General features: G+C 40.2%; 19 protein-coding genes. 3 read left to right on the top strand and 16 right to left on the bottom strand.

From position 1 onward, the window contains the following. Window positions 1–147: 147 nt before the first annotated feature. From glgB to CO686_RS04280, 8 genes are all read right to left on the bottom strand, one after another. Window positions 148–2,043, bottom strand: a complete 1,896-nt coding sequence (glgB, locus tag CO686_RS04315) for a 1,4-alpha-glucan branching protein GlgB (RefSeq protein WP_096753556.1) — start codon at window positions 2,041–2,043, stop codon at window positions 148–150. A 272-nt stretch (window positions 2,044–2,315) separates the two neighbouring features. Beyond that, complete coding sequence (locus CO686_RS04310) at window positions 2,316–3,740, bottom strand: NADP-dependent glyceraldehyde-3-phosphate dehydrogenase (protein ID WP_002880653.1); 1,425 nt, start codon at window positions 3,738–3,740, stop codon at window positions 2,316–2,318. 197 nt (window positions 3,741–3,937) lie between these two features. Then, entirely contained in the window at window positions 3,938–6,223 is a 2,286-nt protein-coding gene (pulA, locus tag CO686_RS04305; protein WP_096753555.1) for a type I pullulanase, read from the bottom strand. A gap of 162 nt (window positions 6,224–6,385) precedes the next feature. Continuing rightward, the gene (ligA, locus tag CO686_RS04300) at window positions 6,386–8,344 is read right to left on the bottom strand and encodes an NAD-dependent DNA ligase LigA (RefSeq protein WP_096753554.1); all 1,959 of its coding nucleotides are present in this window, start codon (window positions 8,342–8,344) and stop codon (window positions 6,386–6,388) included. 89 nt (window positions 8,345–8,433) lie between these two features. Next, window positions 8,434–9,612: an MFS transporter gene (locus CO686_RS04295; protein WP_070657635.1), complete on the bottom strand. Its 1,179-nt coding sequence runs from the start codon at window positions 9,610–9,612 to the stop codon at window positions 8,434–8,436. Window positions 9,613–9,692: 80 nt separating this feature from the next. Further along, the gene (locus tag CO686_RS04290) at window positions 9,693–10,556 is read right to left on the bottom strand and encodes an Rgg family transcriptional regulator (protein WP_084918348.1); all 864 of its coding nucleotides are present in this window, start codon (window positions 10,554–10,556) and stop codon (window positions 9,693–9,695) included. A 3-nt stretch (window positions 10,557–10,559) separates the two neighbouring features. After that, window positions 10,560–12,461 carry an ABC-F family ATP-binding cassette domain-containing protein gene (locus CO686_RS04285; protein WP_096753553.1) on the bottom strand — a complete coding sequence of 634 codons (1,902 nt, stop codon included), beginning with the start codon at window positions 12,459–12,461 and terminating at the stop codon, window positions 10,560–10,562. A gap of 78 nt (window positions 12,462–12,539) precedes the next feature. Continuing rightward, window positions 12,540–13,694 carry a DUF4352 domain-containing protein gene (locus CO686_RS04280; protein ID WP_000722099.1) on the bottom strand — a complete coding sequence of 385 codons (1,155 nt, stop codon included), beginning with the start codon at window positions 13,692–13,694 and terminating at the stop codon, window positions 12,540–12,542. Window positions 13,695–14,104: 410 nt separating this feature from the next. Here CO686_RS04280 and CO686_RS04275 point away from each other — a divergent pair, with 410 nt between their 5' ends. Together CO686_RS04275 and CO686_RS04270 are read left to right on the top strand one after the other, a co-directional pair. Then, window positions 14,105–15,823 carry a phospho-sugar mutase gene (locus CO686_RS04275; protein ID WP_000222125.1) on the top strand — a complete coding sequence of 573 codons (1,719 nt, stop codon included), beginning with the start codon at window positions 14,105–14,107 and terminating at the stop codon, window positions 15,821–15,823. A gap of 111 nt (window positions 15,824–15,934) precedes the next feature. Next, the gene (locus CO686_RS04270; RefSeq protein WP_049518755.1) at window positions 15,935–16,282 is read left to right on the top strand and encodes a DUF6568 family protein; all 348 of its coding nucleotides are present in this window, start codon (window positions 15,935–15,937) and stop codon (window positions 16,280–16,282) included. Between the two features lie 34 nt (window positions 16,283–16,316). Here the strand turns inward: CO686_RS04270 and CO686_RS04265 are convergent, their stop codons facing one another. From CO686_RS04265 to yjbM, 8 genes are all read right to left on the bottom strand, one after another. Further along, window positions 16,317–17,126, bottom strand: coding sequence for an MBL fold metallo-hydrolase (locus CO686_RS04265; protein ID WP_049518757.1), 810 nt, complete (start codon window positions 17,124–17,126; stop codon window positions 16,317–16,319). 1 nt (window position 17,127) lies between these two features. Next, window positions 17,128–18,477, bottom strand: coding sequence for a cell wall metabolism sensor histidine kinase VicK (gene vicK / locus CO686_RS04260; protein WP_096753552.1), 1,350 nt, complete (start codon window positions 18,475–18,477; stop codon window positions 17,128–17,130). Then, entirely contained in the window at window positions 18,470–19,177 is a 708-nt protein-coding gene (gene yycF, locus CO686_RS04255) for a response regulator YycF (RefSeq protein ID WP_000722058.1), read from the bottom strand. Before yycF ends, vicK begins: the two co-directional genes overlap by 8 nt. 57 nt (window positions 19,178–19,234) lie before the next feature. Continuing rightward, a complete protein-coding gene (gene mutY, locus CO686_RS04250; protein ID WP_096753551.1) occupies window positions 19,235–20,413 on the bottom strand; it encodes an A/G-specific adenine glycosylase in 1,179 nt (392 codons plus the stop codon). An 82-nt stretch (window positions 20,414–20,495) separates the two neighbouring features. Further along, a complete protein-coding gene (gene pta, locus CO686_RS04245) occupies window positions 20,496–21,470 on the bottom strand; it encodes a phosphate acetyltransferase (RefSeq protein WP_049549926.1) in 975 nt (324 codons plus the stop codon). Between the two features lie 43 nt (window positions 21,471–21,513). Next, on the bottom strand, window positions 21,514–22,410 hold the full coding sequence (locus CO686_RS04240) for an RluA family pseudouridine synthase (RefSeq protein ID WP_096753550.1): 897 nt from the start codon (window positions 22,408–22,410) through the stop codon (window positions 21,514–21,516). Beyond that, window positions 22,407–23,225 carry an NAD kinase gene (locus CO686_RS04235; RefSeq protein ID WP_070535352.1) on the bottom strand — a complete coding sequence of 273 codons (819 nt, stop codon included), beginning with the start codon at window positions 23,223–23,225 and terminating at the stop codon, window positions 22,407–22,409. The genes CO686_RS04240 and CO686_RS04235 overlap by 4 nt, the downstream gene beginning before the upstream one ends. Then, on the bottom strand, window positions 23,209–23,880 hold the full coding sequence (gene yjbM, locus CO686_RS04230; RefSeq protein WP_070535354.1) for a GTP diphosphokinase: 672 nt from the start codon (window positions 23,878–23,880) through the stop codon (window positions 23,209–23,211). Before yjbM ends, CO686_RS04235 begins: the two co-directional genes overlap by 17 nt. Before the next feature lie 128 nt (window positions 23,881–24,008). On the opposite strand from yjbM, the gene CO686_RS04225 reads away from it, so the two are divergent. Further along, on the top strand, window positions 24,009–24,578 hold the full coding sequence (locus CO686_RS04225; RefSeq protein WP_049549928.1) for a CYTH domain-containing protein: 570 nt from the start codon (window positions 24,009–24,011) through the stop codon (window positions 24,576–24,578). Window positions 24,579–24,604 lie beyond the last annotated feature (26 nt).

Genomic DNA, 24,604 nt, shown 5'->3' with positions numbered 1-24,604 from the left:
TTTATAAAGACATGTGAACGTTAAAATCGAAAGAAGGTCGGAAGTCAAACTTTTTATAAAAATAATAGGAAATCCATTTCTCTTGTGTTTCAAGTCCAATACAAGTACATCCGTTTTTAAAATCTAAAAAATATCATCAACAGCTCATTATTCTTTTTTCCTAGCTGGTTTCAAACGACGCTTGATCTTCCAGATGCTTGCTCCCATGGCAGGCAAGGTAAAGGTCAAAGTCTGCTCATAATCCTTCCATAAGCCTTCTTGAGTCTGAACTGTTTGATTGTGCTCTTTCCACACACCTCCCCATTCTTCTAATTCTGTATTCCAAACTTCTTCGTAAATACCTGCAACAGGTAAACCAATCGTAAAGTCCTTACGTTCAACTGGTGCCATGTTAAAGACACAGACTAACATTTCGTCTTTCTTGCCCTTACGAATAAAGGAAAGGACACTCTGATCTCTATTATCAGCATCGATAATCTCGATACCATCATAACTAGTATCAATTTCCCACAGACAGCGATTGTCTTTATAGAATTGATTCAGTTGTGAAGTGAAATGCTTCATCTTGGCATTCATCGGATCTTCTAGATTAGACCACTCCAACTGCTCCTCGGACTTCCACTCGAGGAATTGTCCGTACTCACTACCCATGAACAAGAGTTTCTTACCTGGATAACAAATTTGATAGGTGTAGAGGTTGCGCAGACCTGCGAACTGATTGTAGCGATCCCCCCACATCTTGTGCATCATACTCTTTTTGCCATGAACCACTTCATCGTGTGAGAAAGGTAGGAGATAGTTTTCATTGAAAACATACATAAAGCTGAAAGTCACAAGATTAAAGTCATACTTGCGATAAATCGGATCTTCCTCGTAGAAACGGAGAATATCGTTCATCCAGCCCATATTCCATTTATAGTCAAACCCAAGGCCGCCCATTTCTTTCATACCAGTAATCTTTGTTGCTGATGAACTTTCTTCTGCAATCATCATGATATCTGGATGAGCAAGCTTGATAACGGTGTTCAAACGTTGAAGGAAATAATAACCCTCGTAGTTAAGGTTTCCACCGTCTTTGTTTGGAGTCCAAGGAGCATTATCATAATCTAGATACAGCATATTGCTCACTGCATCGACCCGAATACCATCTAAGTGGTAAAAATCAATCCAAAATTTAATACTTGAAATCAGGAAAGACTGGACCTCATTTTTCCCGAGGTCAAAATTCAGCGCACCCCAACCATAGTTATGAGCCTTGTTGTGGTCTTGGTATTCAAAAGTTGGTGTACCGTCATAATATGCCAAGGCATCATCATTAATAGTGAAATGACCTGGAACCCAGTCTACGATAACACCAATGTTATTTATATGACACTCTTCAACGAAATCTTGGAATTCCTCAGGTGTACCATAGGAATGTTCAAAAGCAAAGTAACCCATAAGTTGATAGCCCCAGCTCAATCCAAGTGGGTGAGCCATTAAAGGCATGAACTCAATATGTGTATAGTTCATCTCAACTAAGTATGGAATCAACTCGTCTTTCAGTTGAGAAAACGTATAGGGACTACCATCTGGATTTCTCTTCCAAGACCCTGCATGAGCCTCGTATATATTAACTGGTCTCTCGAAAAATCCCAGACGTTTGCGACGTGCTAACCAAAGGCCATCTTTCCATTTCTTTTCACGGATATTGGTCAGAACTGCTCCTGTACCCGGTCTAGCTTCAAAATAAACTGCCAATGGATCGATCTTCATAATCTGGTGACCATTTGCACGCGTGATATGATATTTATAAATCTGACCCTCATGGGCTTGACTTGTAAAGACTTCCCAAACACCTGCTTCATTACGAACCATGGGAATCTGATTCTCAACCCAATCGGTAAAATCACCAACTAGATGAACTGCTTGTGCATTTGGGGCCCAAACCCTAAAAGTATAGCCTATTTCTCCGTTTTTCTCCTCTCTATGCGCTCCTAAATAATGCTGGAGGTGAAAGTTCTCACCTGTAGTAAAGGTTCTTAATGCTTCTTGATTATTCATTCAATCCCCTTTCTTTTGTAAGCGTTTTCTATAATTCTATTATACACTCTTTTAAGATAACTTTCAAGTAATTTACGAAGGAAATCATATTTTTTTATGAAAGCCTTCAAAAAATTACCTAGCATTTTAAAAAAGATATCCAGAAAATAGAACACGAAACAATTTCCATATATTTTTTTATTATAATACCAGAATATTCGTTTTTTATCAATTTTCTACTGTATTTTTTTAAAAAAAATAAAATCAGGAAGTTATTTTCCTGATTTTATAAATTATTTCACATCAAAAACAATGGATTTAACATTTGTCATCGCTTCGATACTATATTTAATTCCTTGAACTCCTGCACCAGAACCTTTTACACCAAGGAATGGGAAATTATCTGGTCCACGTTGTGTTTTATTATTAATATGAACGGTACCCACTTCAAGTTTTTCAGCAATTTCAAACGCCTTCTTAAAGTCATTTGTAAAGACTGAGGATTGAAGGCCGAACTCCGATTCATTAGCAATTTCAAGTGCTTCATTGGCATCTGCAACTCGAATAATTGGGAGAACAGGTCCAAATGGTTCTTCCCAGGCTAATTTCATATCTCTTGTGACATAATCAAAAAGTCCTGGCCAAATGAGATTGTTCTCACGTTTGATCGGGCTGAGCGCTTTGGCACCCTTTTCTTGAGCGTCCTGAATCAATCCCCAGATGAAATCAGCTGAAGCATTATCAATAACAGGTGTGATATCTGCATTGTCAAATGGATCACCGACTGTTAGCTTAGCAACTTCAGCTTGGAGTAATTCAGCCAATCTGTCTGCGACGCTTTCCACAACCAAAACACGCTTAATAGCAGTACAACGCTGACCAGAGTAGCTAAAGGCTCCACCTACGATTTGCTTGGCTGCATTTTCTAAATCTGCATCTTCTAAGACAATTGCTGCATCTTTCCCACCAAGCTCCAGCATAATTGGGCGCATACCAGCTAAACGACCAATACGCTCCCCAATCGGTGTTGAACCTGTAAAGTTAATGAAGTTCACTTCCTTGTGTTCGATGATGTAGTCTCCGATTTCAGAACCACGTCCAGTGATGGTGTTAAAGACACCTGCTGGGATTCCGGCTTCGTCAAATGCTTTAGCCAACAAGAGACCAGAAATAGATCCTTGTGTTGGTGGTTTAAACATAACGACATTTCCGGCAATCAATGCCGGAGCAATCTTAGATCCAGAAAGGTTTACTGGGTAGTTAAATGGCGCGATAGCTAACACCACTCCAACTGGCTCACGACGAACAACGGCTAGTTTATTTTTACTTGCAGCTTCAAAACCGCCACCTTCCATTGCTTGTCCAGTGATACGGAGTCCTTCCTCAGCAGCAAAACGAATTAAGTCTGCTGTACGTACTACTTCTCCTATGGCTGCTTTAATTCCTTTTGCAACCTCCTTAGCAAGAATTGTACCAATTTTCTCTTTATCACGTTCCAAAATGTCTGCTGTCTTATGCAAATAGGCTGCACGCTCAACTGGTGCTAAATCACGCCATGCTGGGAGAGCTGCACGCGCTGCTTTCATAGCCTCATCTACTTCAGCCTGACTCATAGCTGGTACTGTACCTAGCTTGTCCTGATTGATGGGAGAATAGATGGCAATTACATTCTCTGATGATTTCCATTTTCCATTCACTAAATTCTGATAATGTGTCAAATTCTCTTCCTCCTGAAAATGATTAAAACTTATTTTATCAAATTTTCAGAAAATTACAACCCCTTTTTGGAAAATATTGATATTTTTTTCACAAACTTGATTCTTCAAATTATTTGAAATTTATTCCTATTAGATATTGATTTTTCAATAAAAATCAAAAAAGGTCTAGAATTAACTAAACCTTTTTGTAGTATTTACTATGAAAGTACCTTCAAGACTGCAACGCTGATATCATCAATCACATTAGACTCTTGAGAACGACTGTTGGACACAAGCATTTCAAGATTTCCCGCATTTTCAAAGTAGAAGGAAGTTCCCTTGGCATTGAATACCACCAATAAGTGCTCTGCTCCACCGTGAATTTCGTAAACAATCCACCCACTATTTTCAGCAGCTGTATGGACGAAGACATGACGATAAACTTCTTCGTATGTAGGATAAGAGAAAGCACGTGTTTGTTTTTTTAGGCGAATAATCTGGCGAATAAAGTCAATGCTTTCTTGTCTCTCATTGATTAAATCCCAGTTGACCTGGTTGACACTATCTGGAGCATTGTAACTATTCATGGCCCGTTCTCTATCTGCCGCAGTTAGCTCGCCATTTTCTCCTGTAGCAAGGAGTTTGGTACGACCAAATTCTTGCCCCAGCTCTATAAAGGACATGCCTTGCATAAGAATGCTCATCGCTGTTGCTGTCTCAACCTGTCGCATAATCTTATCTGAACTGTGATCTGGATGAAGGGTTACTAACAAATCATGCAAGTTGTAATTATCATGGGCTTCCACGTAGTTAAGAACTTGGTTGGGACTAAGATATGAACCCAACTCTCGGCTACCAAGAATAGCTTTGGCTACAATCGGTTCTGTAGCTGCACCACTAACAAATCCTGCCTTGATTGAGCCATAAACTTCTCCTCCTTTGATGGCATCACGCTGATCATCATTGAAGAATCCAATATTTGGCATCTGGTAGGCATTGTCCTTCTTGGCCTTGTCGTAAGGTGCAAGACCGGTCCCCATATCCCAACCTTCTCCATAGGTGATAATACGTGGATCAACTTCATCAAGTGCCCAACGAATTGCCTGCATGGTTTTGACATCATGAATTCCCATCAAGTCGAAACGGAAACCGTCAATATTGTATTCTTTCACCCAATAAAGGAGTGAGTCAATCATATACTTGCGGTACATTTCGTGTTCGCTTGCGGTTTCATTTCCAACACCTGTTCCGTTTTGGAAGGTTCCATCTGGATTCATACGATAGTAATAATCAGGAACAGTTGTTTGGAAAGGTGCATCGACCGTTGAGAAGGTATGGTTATAAACAACATCCATAATGACACCGATTCCTGCATCATGATAAGCCTGAATCATGGTTTTGAGGTCTCGAATAACCTGTCCAGGATCATCTGAGTTACTAGAGAAACTTGGTTCTGGCGCATTGTAGTTTTGAGGGTCATAACCCCAGTTATAGGTTACATTTCCGTCTTCATCGTATTCCTTATGACGATCAAAGATTGGTTGGAGCTGAACATAATTACAGCCGAGTTCTTTGATATAGTCAAAGGTTGTTGCTTGCCCATACTGGTTAGCCGTTCCACTCTGGGCAGCCCCAAGGAAGGTCCCTCGAAGATTTTCTGGAACTCCAGATGTCGGTGATTTTGTAAAATCACGAATGTGCATCTCACAGATAACGGCTTTACATGGGTTTTCCAAACGCCAAGGAGCATCTGTCCCATGTTTGACTTTAAATCCTTCTACCTGTCTATCTTGCTGAGATAGGATGACAGAACGTTTCCCGTCAGGACTTGTAGCGATAGTGTAAGGATCTCGTGTCAAAGTCTGGTGGTGCGGAAACTCAATCTGATACTGATAAGCTTTACCTGCAAGATTTTCATCCAGGTCTACACTCCAAACACCAATGGTATTGTACTTATGACTGTATGAATAGCTATTCCCTCGCTTTAGATTAAAGGTTTTCCAAATCGGCGCGTCGTTACTTGTATTTTCATAAACGACCACTTGGACTGCTGTAGCTGTTGGAGCCCAGAGTTTAAAGCTTGTCTGGTAGTCTGAGATACTATAACCCAACTCTCCTTGGTATCCCCAATGATGATCAAAACTTTCACTGTGAAAGGCTTTATCAAAAGAAAACGGGTTTCGATCTTTATAGTAAGGACTTGCAATGGCAGGATTTTCTGAATAATAAACCGTCTCATCACCATCTAAGATCCAAACCTCAGTCAACAGTGGATAATAGTTAAACCGTAGAAGATAGTCTTTTGTCTTTCCATCTATTTCGACAGAAAAGGTCAAAGTATCGAGCCTTTCTGCACTTGTGACTGTAAAGGAGAATTTTGCTCCAAAATAATCATTTTCATAATACAAATTTTCTTTAACATCTGCCTGTTTTCTACTGAATGAACAAGCGGCATAATCCCCATTTTTTCGGTGAAAATGGATGACTACAGGGTAACTATACATTTCTTTTCCTAATTTCTAATTTCAATTTTAATTTTAATTCTTAAAGTCATGCTGAAGAATTTAGCGGGAATTTCAGCACAATAGAGAATAGCTTTAATAGGTATAAAAACACATCAGGAGAGATAGTTCCAGACTATCTGACATCTATTTTTCAACTATTCTTTACAAACTTTCTAGCCAGGCCTCATCTCGAACTTCGATACCAAGTTCTTGCGCTTTTTGGAGCTTGCTTCCTGCATCTGCTCCTGCTACGACAAGATTCGTTTTCTTAGATACACTGCCTGTGACTTTGGCACCTAGACTTTCGAGTTTATTTTTGGCTTCAGAACGTGTGAGACGTTCCAATTTACCAGTTAATACAATTGTCAAACCTGACAAGGCCGCATCTGCCACTAGTGTCTGTCCTTTGTAGTCCAGATTGACTCCAGTTTCTTTCAACTCGTCTAAGAGAATATTCGACCCTTCTGTAGAAAAATAAGTCTGAAGGCTTTGTGCAATCACACTACCCAAGCTCTCGATACTTGCTACTTCCTCAGGATCAGCTTGGGCTAGATTTTCAATAGAGTGGAAATGTTGGAGCAAGAGTTGGCTAGCCTTGCTTCCGACATGACGAATTCCCAGACCAAACAAGAGCTTTTCAGCAGAGTTTTCCTTGGATGCTTGAATGGCCTGATATAGTTTAGAAGCAGACTTTTCCTTGACACCCTCTAAAAGAAGGAAATCATCTTCTTTCAAACGGTAAATATCTGCCACATCCTTAACCAGATTAGCAGCAAAAAGCTTTTCAACAATAGATGGACCAAGCCCTGTAATATTCATGGCGTCTCGAGAAGCAAAGTGAATCAAACCTTCCATGATTTGGGCAGGACATCGTGGATTGATACAACGAAGAGCCACTTCATCTTCAAAGTGCAACAAATCGGAGTCACAACTTGGACAGTTAGTCGGAATATCTAGTTTTTCTTCAGAAACACGCTTGGACTCTACCACACGCAAAACAGCAGGGATGATATCTCCAGCCTTATAAACGATAACCGTATCGTCTTTTCGAATATCCTTTTCAGCAATATAATCTACATTGTGCAGTGTTGCACGGCTAACAGTTGTCCCAGCAAGCTGAACAGGTGTTAGATTGGCAGTTGGGGTCACAACACCCGTACGACCTACTGTCCAGTCAACTGAAAGGAGCTGGGCTTCTTTTTCCTCAGCAGGAAATTTGTAGGCAACTGCCCACTTAGGTGCTTTAACCGTAAAACCAAGTTCTTCTTGACCTGCTAGGTCGTTAACCTTGATGACCACCCCATCGATATCGTAAGGCAGTTTCTCCCGTTCTTGTCCTACTTCTTGGATAAAATCCCATACCTCATCTATACTTTGAGCCAATATTCGTTTAGGATTAACTACAAAACCAAGCTGTTCAAGATGCTCCAAGACCTTTTCTTGACTATCACGAGTTGAAGGGCTGGCTTCTTGATAGAGGAAAGTAGCAAGATTACGCTTGGCCACTACTGCTGTATCCAACTGACGCAAGGTGCCTGCAGCTGCGTTACGAGGATTAGCAAATTCAGGCTCCCCATTTTCTTGGCGGGCTTGGTTGACCTGATCAAAGGAAGCGCGTGGCATGTAACACTCTCCACGAACGGTGATATCTAGTTCTTCGGGCAAGGTCAAAGGAATGTCCTTGACACGCTTGAGGTTTTCGGTGATATTTTCACCAACAGAACCATCCCCACGTGTGGCACCAACAACCAAAATCCCCTTTTCATACGTAAGCGAGATAGACAAACCATCGATTTTCAGCTCACAAATATAGGTCGGTTGGGGTAATTCCTTTCGCACACGCGCATCAAAAGCTTCTAACTCTTCACGTGAAAAAGCATCCTGCAAACTGTATAGAGGATACTGATGACTGTATTTTTCAAAACCATCTAAAACCTTACCACCAACACGATGAGTTGGACTATCCGCTAAAACTTGATCTGGATAGGCGGCTTCCAACTCAACCAACTCTCGGTAGAGACGATCATACTCGCTATCTGAAACCGAGGGATTGTCACTCGTATAGTACTCGGTCGCATAGCGGTTGAGTAAGGCAACTAACTCATTCATTCTTTCATTCATAATCCCATTTTACCACAAAGCAAGCCCTCCTCACAATAGAGAAGGACTGAAAAATGGTTTGTAGTGTAATATTTTCTTAAAAAGAGAAATTATAACTCTTTATCAAAATGACCTCGCACATAAACGAGGGAGAAACAAGACAGGATGATAACACCGCTTCCAATTATCAGAAAAGAAGAGAGATGGACACTTGGTAGCACCGTCATAAAGCCTTTTGCAATCGGCATAAATAGGATGGCTAAGGTAAAAATGGTGCTTAGGACTCTTCCCAAGTATTCCCCCTCAACCTTGGTTTGAACCTGAGTAAAAAAGTGAATATTAAAAATCGTCATAAACAGTTCACAAACTAAATTTCCGGAAAAAGAAAGAAAAGTTGGCAGTGGTAACCCCATCATAAAAACTCCTACTCCAGTCAAAGCCAATAGAATCAAAAGATTATAAACATTTGCCTTTATTTTACTAGCTAGAAGAGCTCCCACAATGGAACCAACTGCGCCCATAGTCAAAATACTTGCATAAGCTCCTTCTACTCCATAAAGCTGATTTGAAAAGGGGAGGAGAAATTCAAAAGCTGCAAAAAAGAGATTGACACTGGAAGCTACTAACAAAAGGAAGAAAATCTCTTGCTGTCGCCAAATATAGCGAATCCCTTCCTTCATATCAGCAAAAATATTTTTCCAGCTGAAAGTCTTTTTCTCTTGTTCCTGAGTCTCTTTTTTGGGGAGAAAAGCTACTAAGGTAAATGCGATGAAAAAGCTAATGGCATCTAAAACAAGCGTTATATGGAGACTGGCAAATTGTAAAACGAGGAAAGAAAGTACAGGGGAGCTAACACCTACAACCTGCAAAACGAGCTCTAAACGAGCATTATAGGTCACAATCTCGTCTTTCTCTACAACCTCAGTTATAATGGCTTTATTGGCTGTACGAGAAAATGCAAAAGCAACCGCCTGAACAATATTGGCAAAAATCAAGGCAGCAATCATCAAGCTATCATCTCTGATGAAAGAAATAGCTAAGCAAAGAACGCCACAAATCAAGTCTGTCGTCATCAAAATTTTGCGACGCGAAAAGCGGTCTGAAATCACTCCACCAAAAGGATTGATCAGAATCGATGTGACGAGTTCAGAAATCTGATAAATCCCAAGAACAGTCTGTCCTATCGTCCCCATTGATGCTAACCAAACACTGTTTCCATAATCATAGAGCATATTTCCTATTTTAATAATAGCACCACGACTAATCAACTGGATTGCATGTCGATTCATATAAAAAGCTCCTCTCAAATTTTGAAACTATTGTATCAAAACCGAAAGGAGTCTCTTTATTTTTCCCTTATTTGGGAAATTTAAGCATTTACAAATTTTTCATAATGTTCCTGATAGTAAGCCACTTGCTCTGGAAGTCCAAGCACATCAAAAATATGCATGGCTTCCTGCATCTGACTACAACCTTCTTCTTTCAAGTCTCTTTGGTAAAAAGCGAAACCTTTGAGATAATGGAAGATATTGCGCTCATAAAGCTTGATACCATTTCCAATCAACTTCTCTACATAGCCCTCAAAATAGTCCGCATCCGTAAAGGAACGGCTTTCCAAACAATGCTGGTAACAGTTAAGAGCTAAAATCAAAACGAGTTTACGATGCCGTCCAATTTCTTTGTAGTACTCTTCCCGCTCCATGACTTCTCTGCCAATCCGAGCTACATAGTCCACATTGTAGAAAGTATAGAGGTTACCGAAAAGAATCAACTCATACATGGTCCATTCTTCTGTTTGAAAAAGATAATCTGCTACTTTTTCCAAATCACTCTGACTCATCGTGTAATGAGCATCTCTTTGACAAATCAGTCCCTGTAACAAAATCCAATTCAGCTCAAAATAGAGGGGATTGGTCGAACTCTTAGCCTTTTCAAGTTGTTCTCTTTGAAGCTTTTGAAAACCTGCAATATCATTTGAGTAGTAAAGCGGAATAATCTGTGCCATCAAGGCAACATGTTCATGATTTTGAAAATCCCTAGCCTTGTCCATGAAATTTTCAATAGTCACATGAATATTGTCCAAAATCTCAAAGAAACGAGAAACTGCCAGATCAGACTCCCCAAGCTCGAAGCGAGATAATTGAGAAGTTGAACATGATTTACCTGCCGCCTCTTTTAAGGAGTATTTCCCACTTGTTCGAAATTCACGAAATACCTTTCCAAGATGTTCCATTTCTTACACCTGCTCTGATAATTCTTCCCACTCAAGCATTGCTTCTTCCTGACGATGGTTAATTTTGTCCAGTTCAGTCTGCAATTCCATGAGCTTTTCAGCATCGTTGGTTTCCAGCATTTGTTCAGAAATGGCTTGACTTTGAGTTTCTAACTCTTCAATTTCAGCTTCCAAACTCTCGATTTGTCGCATGAGTTTGCGAACTTCTTTTTGACTTTCTTTCTGGGCCTGGTAGTCATTAACTGAACTTGCTTCTTTTGCCTGATTGCTAGTTAAAAGTTCCTCAGCTTGACTCACTTCTACTTCTGCTTTCTTATCAACATAGTAGTCATAATCTCCAAGGTAGAGGGTTGAACCACTCTCAGACAATTCCAGTACATGAGTGGCTACACGATTAATAAAGTAACGGTCGTGGCTCACAAAAAGAAGGGTTCCATCAAAGTCAATCAAGGCATTTTCCAAGACTTCCTTGCTATCAATATCCAAGTGGTTGGTCGGCTCGTCCAAAATCAAGAAATTGTTGTTTTCCATTGAAAGTTTGGCAAGCAACAGACGAGCTCGTTCACCACCAGACAGCATTCCGACTGACTTTTTAACATCATCACCAGAGAAGAGGAAGGCACCAAGGCGGTTGCGGATCTCAACTTCTGGTATCAGTTTAAAATCATTCCAAAGTTCATCCAGAACAGTATTACTTGGTGTTAGCTTACTTTGAGTCTGATCATAGTATCCAACCTCAACATTGGCACCAAAACGCTTCTCTCCCTTGATAAAAGGAATCTGGTCCACAATAGACTTGATAAAGGTTGATTTGCCAATACCATTTGGTCCTACGATGGCAACAGCATTCATTTTACGGAGGTCAAGGTTGATAGGTTCTGACAATATTTCCCCATCATAGCCAATAGCCGCATTTTCAACAGTCAGGACAACATTTCCCGATGTTTTTTCCGACTGGAAGGTCATGTTGGCTGATTTCTTGCCAGCTTCAGGCTTGTCCAAACGCTCTATTTTTTCTAGTTGTTTACGGCGAGATTGAGCACGTTTGGTTGTTGAAGCTCGGACTAGATTGCGATTGACAAAGTCTTCTAGAGCAGCGATTTCCTTTTGTTGCTTTTCATAGTTTTTTGCCTCAGTAGCTAGCTTTTGCTCCTTTAACTCAACAAAGCGAGAGTAATTACCTACATAACGATCTAAGGAATGCTTGGTCAAATCCAGTGTAACCGTCGCAACCTTATCCAAAAAGTAACGGTCGTGACTGACAATAATGAGGGCGCCGCTATAGTTCACCAAGTAATTCTCTAGCCAGGCTATGGTTTCAATATCCAAGTGGTTGGTTGGCTCGTCCAAGACTAAGAGATTGGGCTTTTCAAGAAGCATTTTAGCCAGTGCCAGACGGGTATTTTGACCACCCGAAAGCTCGGCAATTTTCATCTGCCACATAGACTCGTCAAACTTGAATCCATTCAAAATCGCTCGAATATCAGCTTCGTAGGTAAAGCCACCAGCCTGGCGGAAATTCTCTGATAAACGATCATAATCCGCCATCAGTTTATCCAGATCTTCACCAGACTTTTCACCCATCTCCAGTTCCATCTGACGAAGTTGCTTCTCAGTCCGACGCAAGTCATCAAAGACGTGAAGCATTTCATCATAAATGGTATTTTCAGACTCAAAACGGCTATCTTGGGCTAGGTAAGACAGAGAAACATCTTTTTTCTTATTGATTTCTCCACTGGTCGGCTCCTCTTCCCCAACCAAAATCTTCAAAAGAGTGGACTTACCTGCCCCATTTTTCCCAACGAGGGCAATCCGGTCTCGTTCATCAACTTGCAGGTTGATATTATCAAAAAGAACCTCTCCTGCAAAAGAACGTTCAATTTTATTAGCTTGTAAAATAATCATACATCTATTTTACTATCTTTTTCTCTTTTGCACAATTGCAATGAAAAAAGTTCGAGTCATAAACTCGAACCTTTCATCTTAGTATCCAATGCCTCCACGGAATGTGCGAGCCATATCTTTCAATTCATAGTTTTTAGAAGAGGTATCGATGGTCCATTTTCCATCTTTCTTGGTCATTTTAATTTCATAACCCTCTTTCTTCATGTTATCACTAGTGTCTAGAGGAGTTGAATCAAATTGACTCGGTGCATTTTCTAAAATGTATTTTTCACCAGCTTTCATAGCTTCAGAGTAGTTGCTATATTTACCTTTGTTTTCTTCGTAGAATTTACGGCTCAATTCATAAACATTCAAGTTATCCAAGTCGATTGTTTCTGGTCTAACATAAACAACAGCATAATCAGGCAAGTATGTCTTCACCTTGTAATCAACTTTTGCTCTCTTAGCATTTGCTTTGATGTAGGCATCTGCGAATGTTCTAAGTTCTGAATCAGATGGTTTGTAGTTATAGAAACCTTTTCCGAATGACTCTGTAAATTTCTTGATAAACTCTTCTTTATCAGCTTTCGCATCGTTTGTGAATTCAGCACTATTATCAGAAGATTTTTTATCATCAGCAAGTGCTACAACTTGCGACTTTTTGTCAGTAGCACTTAGGTTCGTTCCACCACCAGAGCTTTCCCCATTAAGGTAAACAGCATCGACATATTTTTTCATTACATCTTTCGCTTCATCAATATTGTCTTCATACTGACTTGGATCCACCTTGATTGCTACATCGTTATTCTTTTTAGAATTTTCTTTGATGTCATCGTAAAAGCTAGGTGCAAAGTGAAGTTCATACTTAGCATTCTTATCGACTTCATACACTACATAACCAGCAACGCTCTTTCCTTTAGAAAGACTGTCACCATATGACATAAATTTAGTTTTACTGTCGCTTTCATAAACTTGAATTGGTTGTAATTTTTCATCCTTTTCATTGTATAGCGTGATATCTTGGCTAGTAAAACTAAACTGTTTATCACGATTGTTCTTGATTTCGACTTGAAGTGCAAGGTATGTTGATGATGAATCCTCATCTTTAGGCAATACATACATACCGTCTTTTACAGAAACCTCAAAATTAGAGTTTGAAGCTGTACCATTGTCGCTTGCTTTTTTTTGAGCTCCACAGGCAACCAGTGCTAAAGCTGATAAAAGCAAGGCAGAATGCTTAAGAATTTTTTTCATAATGGCTTCTCCTTTAATGATTTACTATATTTTACCATACGCAGAATAAAAATCAAAACAGAAACCAGATATTTTCAAAATATCTTAAATTTATAGAGTTTTAACTTAAATTTTTCTATCTGTTCATTTGATACATTAAAGGATTCTTTATAAAAAGAATAGAATATAACAATATTTTTGATTTTTTTCTTCAACAAACCTACAAAATGAATCATAAACTTTCATGTTATAAAGAATCTAATAATTAATTTTCATCGCTAACTTAGTATAAGTAAGCAAAGTCCCCACCATTTTCCCGCTAAAGTGCATAAGTAAATTTCCTACATTTTAAGTTATGCTAACGTTTTACTAAAATGTCAAATCGTGATATAATGAAAGCGATTAAAGCAAATAAACAAAGGAGACACTCTATGACTTACCAAGAAAATTATCAAAAATGGCTCGATTTTGCTGATCTTCCAGACTACCTTCGTCAAGATTTGGAAAATATGGACGAAAAAACTAAGGAAGACGCCTTTTATACCAATCTTGAATTTGGTACTGCTGGTATGCGTGGTTTGATCGGTGCTGGTACAAATCGTATCAATATCTATGTTGTTCGTCAAGCAACTGAAGGTTTGGCTCGTTTGATTGAGTCAAAAGGTGGAAATGAAAAAGAACGTGGTGTAGCAATTGCCTACGATAGCCGTCACTTCTCACCTGAGTTTGCCTTTGAATCTGCGGCAGTTCTTGCCAAACACGGTATCAAATCTTACGTATTTGAAAGCCTCCGTCCCACTCCAGAACTCTCATTTGCAGTTCGTCACCTCAACTGTTTTGCAGGTATCATGATTACTGCCAGCCATAACCCTGCTCCATTTAACGGTTACAAGGTTTATGGAGAAGACGGTGGACAAATGCCTCCACACGATGCGGACGCTTTAACTACTTATATTCGTGGAATCGAAAATCCATTTGCTGTGGAAGTTGCTGATGTGGAAGCTGAAAAAGCTTCTGGCTTGATTGAAGTCATTGGCGAAGCTGTTGATGCAGAATACCTTAAAGAAGTTAAGGACGTAAACATCAACCCAGCCTTGATTGAAGAATTCGGTAAAGACATGAAGATTGTCTACACACCACTTCATGGTACGGGTGAAATGTTGGCTCGTCGTGCTCTTGCTCAAGCTGGATTTGACTCAGTTCAAGTCGTTGAAGCACAAGCAACTGCAGATCCTGACTTCTCAACTGTGAAATCTCCAAACCCAGAAAGCCAAGCTGCCTTTGCCCTTGCTGAAGAACTTGGTCGTCAAGTTGGCGCTGATGTTCTTGTGGCAACTGACCCTGATGCTGACCGTGTTGGTGTTGAAGTCCTTCAAAAAGATGGAAGCTATCTCAACCTTTCAGGTAACCAAATCGGCGCTATCATGGCTAAATACATCTTGGAAGCACACAAAAATGCTGGAACTCTTCCTGAAAATGCTGCTCTCTGCAAATCAATTGTATCAACTGACTTGGTAACGAAGATTGCTGAAAGCTACGGCGCAACCATGTTCAACGTTTTGACAGGTTTCAAATTTATCGCTGAAAAAATTCAAGAATTTGAAGAAAAACACAATCACACTTACATGATGGGATTTGAAGAAAGCTTCGGTTACTTAATCAAACCATTCGTACGTGATAAAGACGCCATCCAAGCCGTTCTTGTCGTTGCTGAACTTGCTGCCTACTATCGTTCACGTGGTTTGACACTTGCTGACGGTATCGAAGAAATCTACAAAGAGTACGGCTACTACGCTGAAAAGACTATCTCTGTTACCCTTTCTGGTGTTGATGGTGCAGAACAAATCAAAGCCATTATGGCTAAGTTCCGTAACAATGCTCCAAAAGAATGGAACGCAACAGCTATCACTGTCGTAGAAGACTTCAAGGCTCAAACTGCTACTGCTGCTGACGGTACTGTTACAAACTTGACAACTCCTCCAAGTGATGTTTTGAAATATACACTTGCTGACGGTTCATGGATTGCTGTTCGCCCTTCTGGTACTGAACCAAAAATCAAATTCTACATTGCCGTTGTGGGTGAAAGCAATGAAGATTCACAAGCTAAGATTGCCAACATTGAAGCAGAAATCAATGCGTTTGTAAAATAAAAAATTATAAAAGATGAGACCAACCAATCTCATCTTTTTTTCGTATCAAATCTAAGCATTTTTAGAAACTTTATGGCATACTAGACTTATCAATGAAAGCGAGGTAATCTCATGGAACAATTTTTAGAAAACATTAAAGACCTTGAAGTCACTACAGTTGCGCGTGCACAAGAAGCTCTTGATAAAAAAGAAACTGCAACCTTCTTTATCGGTCGCAAAACTTGCCCTTACTGCCGTAAATTCGCAGGTACCTTGTCAGCTGTCGTAGCTGAAACTAAAGCTCACATCTACTTCATCAACAGTGAAGAACCAAGCCAACTCAATGAGTTACAAGAATTCCGTTCACGCTATGGAATCCCAACTGTACCAGGCTTCGTTCACATTGCAGATGGACAAATCAATGTCCGTTGCGACTCTTCCATGTCCGCACAAGAAATCAAGGAATTTGCTGGATTGTAAAAGACATATAAAAAGAAGGCACTCGCCTTCTTTTTTATATATCTGTCAATGGTGTTGCAGTATCTGGTGAGGTATCATAAACTTTAAAGTCTACTCCGACTCCCAGATCCGCTTGGGCTAGCTGGTTGACCATAGTCATATGAGCCAGCTCCTTGATATTGTTCTCTTTGGATAAATGCCCAAGATAGATTTTCTTAGTCCGATTTCCCATTGTACGAATCATGGCCTCAGCACCGTCTTCGTTAGAAAGATGACCGAGATCCGATAGAATTCGCTGTTTGAGACGCCAAGCGTAAGATCCTGCTCGCAAAATCTCTACATCGTGGTTGGACTCGATGAGGTAACCGTCAGCATTTTCGACTATTCCAGCCATACGGTCACTTACATAACCTGTATCGGTCAACATGACAAAACTCTTGTCATCCTTCATAAAGCGGTAAAACTGTGGTGCTGCCGCATCATGGCTAACCCCAAAACTCTCAATGTCGATATCGCCAAAGGTTTTGGTTTTGCCCATTTCAAAGATATGCTTTTGCGAGGAATCAACCTTGCCAAGATACTTACTATTTTCCATAGCCTGCCAGGTCTTTTCATTGGCGTAAAGATCCATGCCATATTTACGAGCCAAGACACCGACCCCATGGATATGGTCTGAATGCTCATGCGTAATCAAAATCGCATCCAGATCTTCAGGTTTGCGATTGATTTCAGCTAGCAGACTTGTAATTTTCTTACCAGACAAGCCTGCATCCACTAGGATTTTCTTTTTTGGCGTTTCCAGATAAAAAGAATTTCCACTGGAACCTGATGCTAAAATACTGTATTTAAAGCCTATTTCACTCATTCTAATCTTCTATTTCGTCCTCCCATATTTCTTCTTTTACGGCATCCTTATCATAAGGGAGCACGATGGTAAAGGTTGATCCCTTACCGTATTCACTTTTGGCCCAAATAAAGCCATTGTGTTGTTTGATGATTTCTTTTGCTATAGCCAGACCTAGACCAGTTCCACCTTGAGCTCGGCTTCTTGCACGATCCACACGGTAGAAGCGGTCAAAAATCTTTGGCAAATCTTGCTTTGGAATACCTAGACCTTGGTCTTTAATAGATAAAATCATCTGGTCATCAGTAGTTTTCATGCTGACAGTGATTTTGCCACCATCTGGTGAGTACTTGATGGCATTGTTAAGAATATTATCAATCACCTGAGTCATCTTATCGGTATCAATCTCGATCCAAACTGAATTAATAGGGTAATCTCTGACAAGCTCATATTTTTTCTCGTCATCCTGACTTCTCATCTTATCAAAGCGGTTGAGAATAAAAGTGATGAATGCAGTAAAATTAATCAATTCCACATCCAACCGAGTGGTCGCATTATCAATACGAGAGAGATGCAAAAGATCTGTCACCATCCGCATCATACGGTTGGTTTCATCGAGTGAAACCTTGATAAAATCAGGGGAAACAGGATCATATAGGGCCCCCTCGTCCAAGGCTTCAAGATAAGATTTAACACTGGTCAAAGGAGTTCGCAACTCGTGACTCACGTTCGAAACAAAGAGTCTTCGCTCACGCTCTTCCTTCTCCTGTTCGGTCGTATCATGTAAAACGGCAACCAAACCAGAGATGAAACCTGACTCACGGCGAACCAGAGCAAAACGTACACGAAGGCTTAGATATTCACCATTCACATCCTGGGAGTCAATCGTCAACTCAGGAATCTGTGTAATCAGGTCACGCAGCTCATACTCATCTTCTATCTTAAGCAATTCGAGGATGCTTTTATTCAGAACATCTTCTTTCTGCACACCGAGCTGTTTCTTGGCCATGTCATTAATCATGGTAATCTGGCCACGACGATTGGTCGCAAGAACGCCATCTGTCATGTAAGAAAGAATACTGTTCAATCGTTTACTCTCTTGTTCCAGATTTTCTTGGGTCAAACGAATAACTTCTGACAAATCGTTCAGATTATTGGTGATATTGGTGATTTCTGTACTTCCTTGCAAGTCCAAAACTTGAGAATAATCACCTGCAATCAAGTCCTTAACCTTTTGATTTATCTCCTTCAGACGGATATTATCCCGACGATTTTCCAGTAACAGCAAGGTCACCACCAGGATAAAGCCAAGTAAAATCAGGATAAAGATAAAATCACTGGTCAGAATAGTTTGTCTAATATCTTCAATCATTATTTCTCATATAGTATCCAACACCACGACGTGTGAGAATGTACTCTGGACGACTTGGAGTATCTTCGATTTTCTCACGTAAGCGTCTAATGGTCACGTCCACTGTACGAACATCACCAAAATAGTCATAACCCCATACAGTCTCAAGCAAGTGTTCACGCGTAATCACTTGACCAATATGAGACGCCAAGTGATACAAGAGTTCAAACTCACGGTGGGTCAAATCTAATTCCTCACCATATTTCTTCGCCACGTAAGCATCTGGAACGATTTCCAAATCACCAATTTGTAAAGGTTGCGTCTTCTTCTCATCAGACTCTTGGCTATCCACAGAAACTAGGTCTGTACGACGAAGCAGGGCCTTGACACGAGCCTGCAATTCACGGTTTGAGAAAGGTTTTGTAACATAATCGTCTGCACCTAACTCTAAACCAATAACCTTGTCAAACTCGCTATCCTTAGCTGATAGCATGATAATCGGCACGCTACTAGTCTTACGAATAGCTTTAGCAACTTCTAAACCATCAATTTCAGGTAGCATTAAGTCGAGGATAATAATATCTGGTTGCTCAGCTTCAAATAGCTCGATTGCCTCACGACCATTGAAGGCTGTTACAACTTCATAACCTTCCTTGGCCATATTAAACTTAATAATATCTGAGATTGGTTTCTCATCATCTACAATTAATATTTTTTTCATAAGATCACCTTTTTCTTTTTCTATTATAACAAAAAAATGGAAAGAAGACACAAATGGCTAATCCCAGTCCCCATCTCCAAGAACTGTTTTATAAGCCTGCCAAATCTTTTGTTGAGGTTTAGCGAGGGGGTAGTCAGCAAACTCTTTAGGGGATAGCCAGCGAATTTCTCTGTCGGAGAACTGTTTTAATCCTGTCACCTGACCTGATAGGATTTGAATATGCCATTTCCGATGACTAAATACATGCTTTACCTGGTCAAATACTTGCTGGGACCAATTCACTTCTAAATCATAATCCTGCTCAAAACTTTCTTGGGGGCTTGGTCCAAATGCACTGCTTACCTCTTTGACTTGAGAAAAAAGATCTAACTGATCATCTTCTCTAGAAAATTCTTCGACTTCAATCAAGGGGAAATGCCAAAATCCAGCTAGCAGTTTTTCGCTTTCATTTTTCTCTAGTAAATATTGACCTCTATCATTGCGCACAACCAAAGCCTTGAGATAAATTGGAAGAGGTTTTTTCTTAGGTTCTTTAATCGGATATCGATCCATGGTTCCCTTCTGATAGGCTGCGCTAAAGTCTCTAATAGGGCTTTCTTCAGGTCGAGGATTAACTGGAGCCTCTATGTCAGAACCTAAATCCATCAGAGCTTGGTTAAAATCACCTGGTCGTTTCGGGTCAATCAAGATTTCCATCATAGCTTGGAAAATCTTTCGATTGCTGGGAACTCCGATATCATGATTAACCTCAAACAAGCGTGCCAAAACTCGCATGACATTGCCATCGACCGCTGGCTCAGGCAAATTAAAAGCGATACTGGAAATAGCTCCCGCAGTGTAAGGGCCAATCCCTTTCAGGCAAGATATTCCTTCATAGGTATTTGGAAATTGCCCCCCAAAGTCAGTCATAATCTGCTGAGCTGCAGCCTGCATATTGCGCACTCGAGAATAATAACCCAAACCTTCCCAAGCCTTCAGCAGACGCTCTTCAGGGGCATTCGCCAGACTTTCAACAGTTGGAAACCAGTCCAAGAATCGTTCATAGTAGGGAATAACCGTATCTACCCTAGTCTGCTGCAGCATGATTTCAGAAACCCAGATGTGATAAGGATTTTTACTTCTTCGCCAGGGTAAATCCCGTTTGTTTTCATCGTACCAGTTGAGGAGTTTCTCACGGAAAGAGGAAATCTTCTCCTCTGGCCACATGTCAACACCGTATTCTTTCAAATCTAACATATATCTAGTATAACATAGAAGCTTCTAACTGTCCTTTTCTTAGCGCTAAAAAGCCTCTTCCTAAAGGAAAGAGGCCTATTTCTTATTGATGAACCGCTTGAGCTGCAGTAATTAGTGTAAGATTATATACATCATCTGAGCTACATCCACGTGAAAGGTCATTAACTGGCTTATTCAAACCTTGTAAAACAGGACCTACAGCCGAGAAACCACCGAGACGTTCTGCAATCTTGTAACCGATATTTCCAGCTTCTATACTTGGGAAGATGAATACAGTTGCTTGTCCAGCTACTTTACTTCCTGGAGCTTTCAAAGCTGCCGTTTCAGGGTGGAAGGCCGCATCAAATTGCAATTCCCCATCTATTTCAAGATCTGGACGTAGTTCGTGCGCAAGTTGTGTAGCTGCTACTACCTTATCAACGTTCTCACCAAAACCAGAACCTTTACTTGAATAGCTCAACATAGCAATTTTGGGTTCGATACCAAACATTTTAGCTGTAATAGCCGAGTTGATAGCAATTTCAGCTAAGTCATCAGCATCAGGATTAATGTTGATCGCACAGTCTCCGAAAAGATAACGTTCTGAACCACGAGTCATCAAGAAGGCACCTGAAGTACGAGTAACATTAGGACGAGTTTTAATGATTTGAAGGGCTGGACGAACTGTTGAAGCAGTTGAGTGAATCGCACCAGATACCATACCGTCAACCAAGCCCAAGTAGACTAGCATCACACCAAAGTAGTTGACGTCTTCAACCAAAACTTTACGCGCTTCTTCTTCAGTCATTTTGCCCTTACGACGCTCTACTAAGGCAGCAACCATTTCATCAAATTGAGGATAGTGTTGGGGATCAATTACTTCATAACCATCCATGATCCCTTCGATTTCAAGATAAATTTTAATTTTTTCAGGTTTACCAAGCAATACTGGGATGACATCTGTTTCTTTAACCAAACGTTTTGTCGCTTGAAGGATACGAGGTTCTTTCCCTTCAGGGAGAACGATGCGTACATTTTTACCAACCAGGTTGGCTTTGAGACTTTCAAAAACTTCCATGAGTTTTCTCCTTTAATAAAATTAATTATACTCAAAATAGATTTTAAAGAGTATTAGTTGATAACTGAGTAATAAGATTGTTAAAATCATCTGGCAAGGGGCTTTCGAGCTCTAGCTGACGCTCCAAGAAGGGATGATAAAATGATAAGAAATGGCAATGCAAGGCCTGTCGTTGAATGCCGTCGTCTAGGCTGCCACCATAGAGATCATCTCCCAACAAGGGGAAACCAATATGAGAGAAATGTACTCGGATCTGATGAGTTCGTCCAGTATGCAGTTGAATATCGACCAAGTGAACATCTCCATAAGACGCTACAACTTTGTAAGACGTATGAGCGTATTTCCCACCTTTGGCAACCCGTCTCGTGATAATAGAATCTTCATCACGCGCAATCGGGGCAATAATCTCCCCCTCTGGCTCCAAGACACCATCTCCTTTAACAAGTGCAAAATATCTTTTTTCGATAAACTTTCGTTGTAGTTGCTTGTCTAAACGTGCATGAGCGTAGCCGTGTTTGGCAAAGAGCATCAAACCAGAAGTATCTCTATCAAGCCTAGTAACGATATGAACCTGCTGGTTTTCATAGTTTTGCTTTACATAATATCCCTTGATAAAATTAGCAATGGTATTGGAATGATTGACACTGGGGATGGAAGCTACTCCATAAGGCTTATTCAAAACCAGAAAATGATCATCTTCATACAAGATATCGAGTGATCGATCAATTGCTTCAAGGCTCTCAAACCCTTCCTCTGCAGGAATGTCAATAGTTACTCTATCTCCAATATCTAAGAGATAAGTCGCATTTTGAGCTTGGCCATTAACCAGAATAGCCCCGCCTCGAAACTTAATCTTAGCCAAAAGTCCCTTGGAAACCTCGTGTTTCTTTAGGAAGGTTTTGACTTTGACGTGCTCATCTGCGATAAATTCGAACCTCATTCATCCACCTCGCCGATGAAGGCATCTTTAACACGATTCCAGAAACTAGTGTGGCTTGGAGTCGCTACGAAGTGAATCTTGTGATGGTCGATTTGATACTCAATCCGTTCGATATTACGGAAGGAATAGACACTGTTATCGACTGATATCGTATGGTAATCATTGCGTGTCGGTAAGAGTTCAATCTTATCTTTTTTTGGAATGATGATTGATGATCCCAAAGTGCGATAGACTCGATTGTTAAGACTCGCTATCTCCGTCAACTGCAAGGCTTCAATGGTCGGATGCAAGACAGCTCCACCCAAGGACTTGTTGTAGGCAGTACTTCCCGTCGGCGTTGAAACAGTCACTCCATCTCCACGAAATCTCTCGAACGGAACATGGTTAATGATGATATCCGCAACCATGGTGCGGTCTGATCGACGGATGCTCGCTTCATTTAAAGCACGGAAGATTTTCACCTCTCCATTTTCAAGCGTTACCTTAACATTCAAGACCGGATAAGAAACTTTGGCACCAGTATCTAGTAAAAGATTGGTCACCAATTGATCCAGCTCAAAATCACGATAATCTGTGTAAAATCCTAAATGCCCTGTATGAACACCTACAAATCGAACCTTGTCTAACTGATTCTCATACTTGTGAAAGGCAGACAAAAGCATTCCATCGCCACCAATGGAAATGACGATATCGGGATTGGTATCGTTCAGTATAAAATGTTGTTTCTTGAGTTTATCCCTCAGCTCATGCAAAACCTTCTGACTTTGTGGCTTTCTATTTGCTATGAGGTCAACTCGTTTACCTGTATTCTTCATCTGTATCGTCACTATTTCCTACACCATCGTTTAGTTTTCTGCTCAATGGATCAAAGAGAGCCTGCGCTTCCTGGATATCATCACGAATCTTACCCATTTCTTCATCCAGTTGATAGGCTATTTTCGCTGTGATTTCCAGTCTTTTCCTGATTTCTTCTGGAAAATCTCCCTGATATTTATAATTGAGCGAGTGTTCAATCGTAGCCCAGAAATTCATGGCTAAAGTCCGTATTTGAATTTCCGCCAAAATCGTCTTAGCCCCGTTGATCGTATCAACTGTGTACTCAACAACCACGTGATAAGAACGATAGCCCGAAGCCTTACGATGAGTGATATAGTCTCGTTCCTGAACGACTCTCATATCTTGGCGTTTACGTAGAATCTCAACTACCTCTTTAACGTCATCAACAAACTGAACCATGACACGTAAACCAGCAATGTCTTGCAGATCATGTTCTAGACTTGCATAGTTAATTCCTCGACGAGCCATCTTTTCTTTGATACTTTCAATCGGTTTTACCCGACCCGTTACAAACTCAATCGGAGAATGCTTGTTTTGCTTACGATACTGTTTGCGAATTCCCCGAAGTTTAATCTTCAATTCACCAACAGCCTGAATGTAAGGATCTAAAAATTCTTCCCATTCTATGGTCATACTTTCTCCCTTGTAATGTTTGATTGCTCTGTCGAAAATCTTTGATTTTTTCAGTACATTCGTATACAATAAATACATTGTCCATTATACCATAAATCGCTTTCAAAGATATAGAAAAGGTTGAAAAAATGAAACATTTAGAAATAGAATTGAAAACACTTCTGAAAAAAGAGGAATATGATCATCTAAAAAAACAGTTTTCCCATATCCAACCCGTCTTTCAGAAAAACTACTACATTGACACACCAGATTTCCAATTGCGTGAAAAGAAGGTTGCCATGCGCATTCGCACCTTTTCAGATTGGGCGGAATTGACCTTAAAAGTACCTCAAACTGTAGGAAATATGGAATACAACCAGAAACTAACTCTTCCAGAAGCTGAATCGTACCTAGAAAAACAAAAACTACCTCAAGGGCTCGTTCTAGAAAAGCTCGCTAAGATTGGTATTGAAAGTCATGACTGGCTTGTTTTAGGCTGCCTTTCGACTCTTCGTTATGAAACGAAAACAGAAATCGGCTTAATGGCGTTAGATGAAAGTCACTACTTTGACCAAACGGACTATGAACTCGAGCTTGAAGTCACAGACCATGAAAAAGGGAAAGCCGATTTTCGGAAATTTTTAGATGAAAATCACATAACTTATCAGAAAGCTCCTTCAAAATTAATTCGTTTTATTAAAAGCATGAAAAAAAGCTGAAATAATCTCCTTTTTTTGGTAGAATA

Origin of the sequence: Streptococcus oralis (genome assembly GCF_002386345.1) — a bacterium.
GTDB lineage: Bacteria > Bacillota > Bacilli > Lactobacillales > Streptococcaceae > Streptococcus > Streptococcus oralis_S.
The sequence above is the reverse complement of the archived record's forward strand: the minus strand, read 5'-3'. Positions and strand labels throughout refer to the sequence as shown.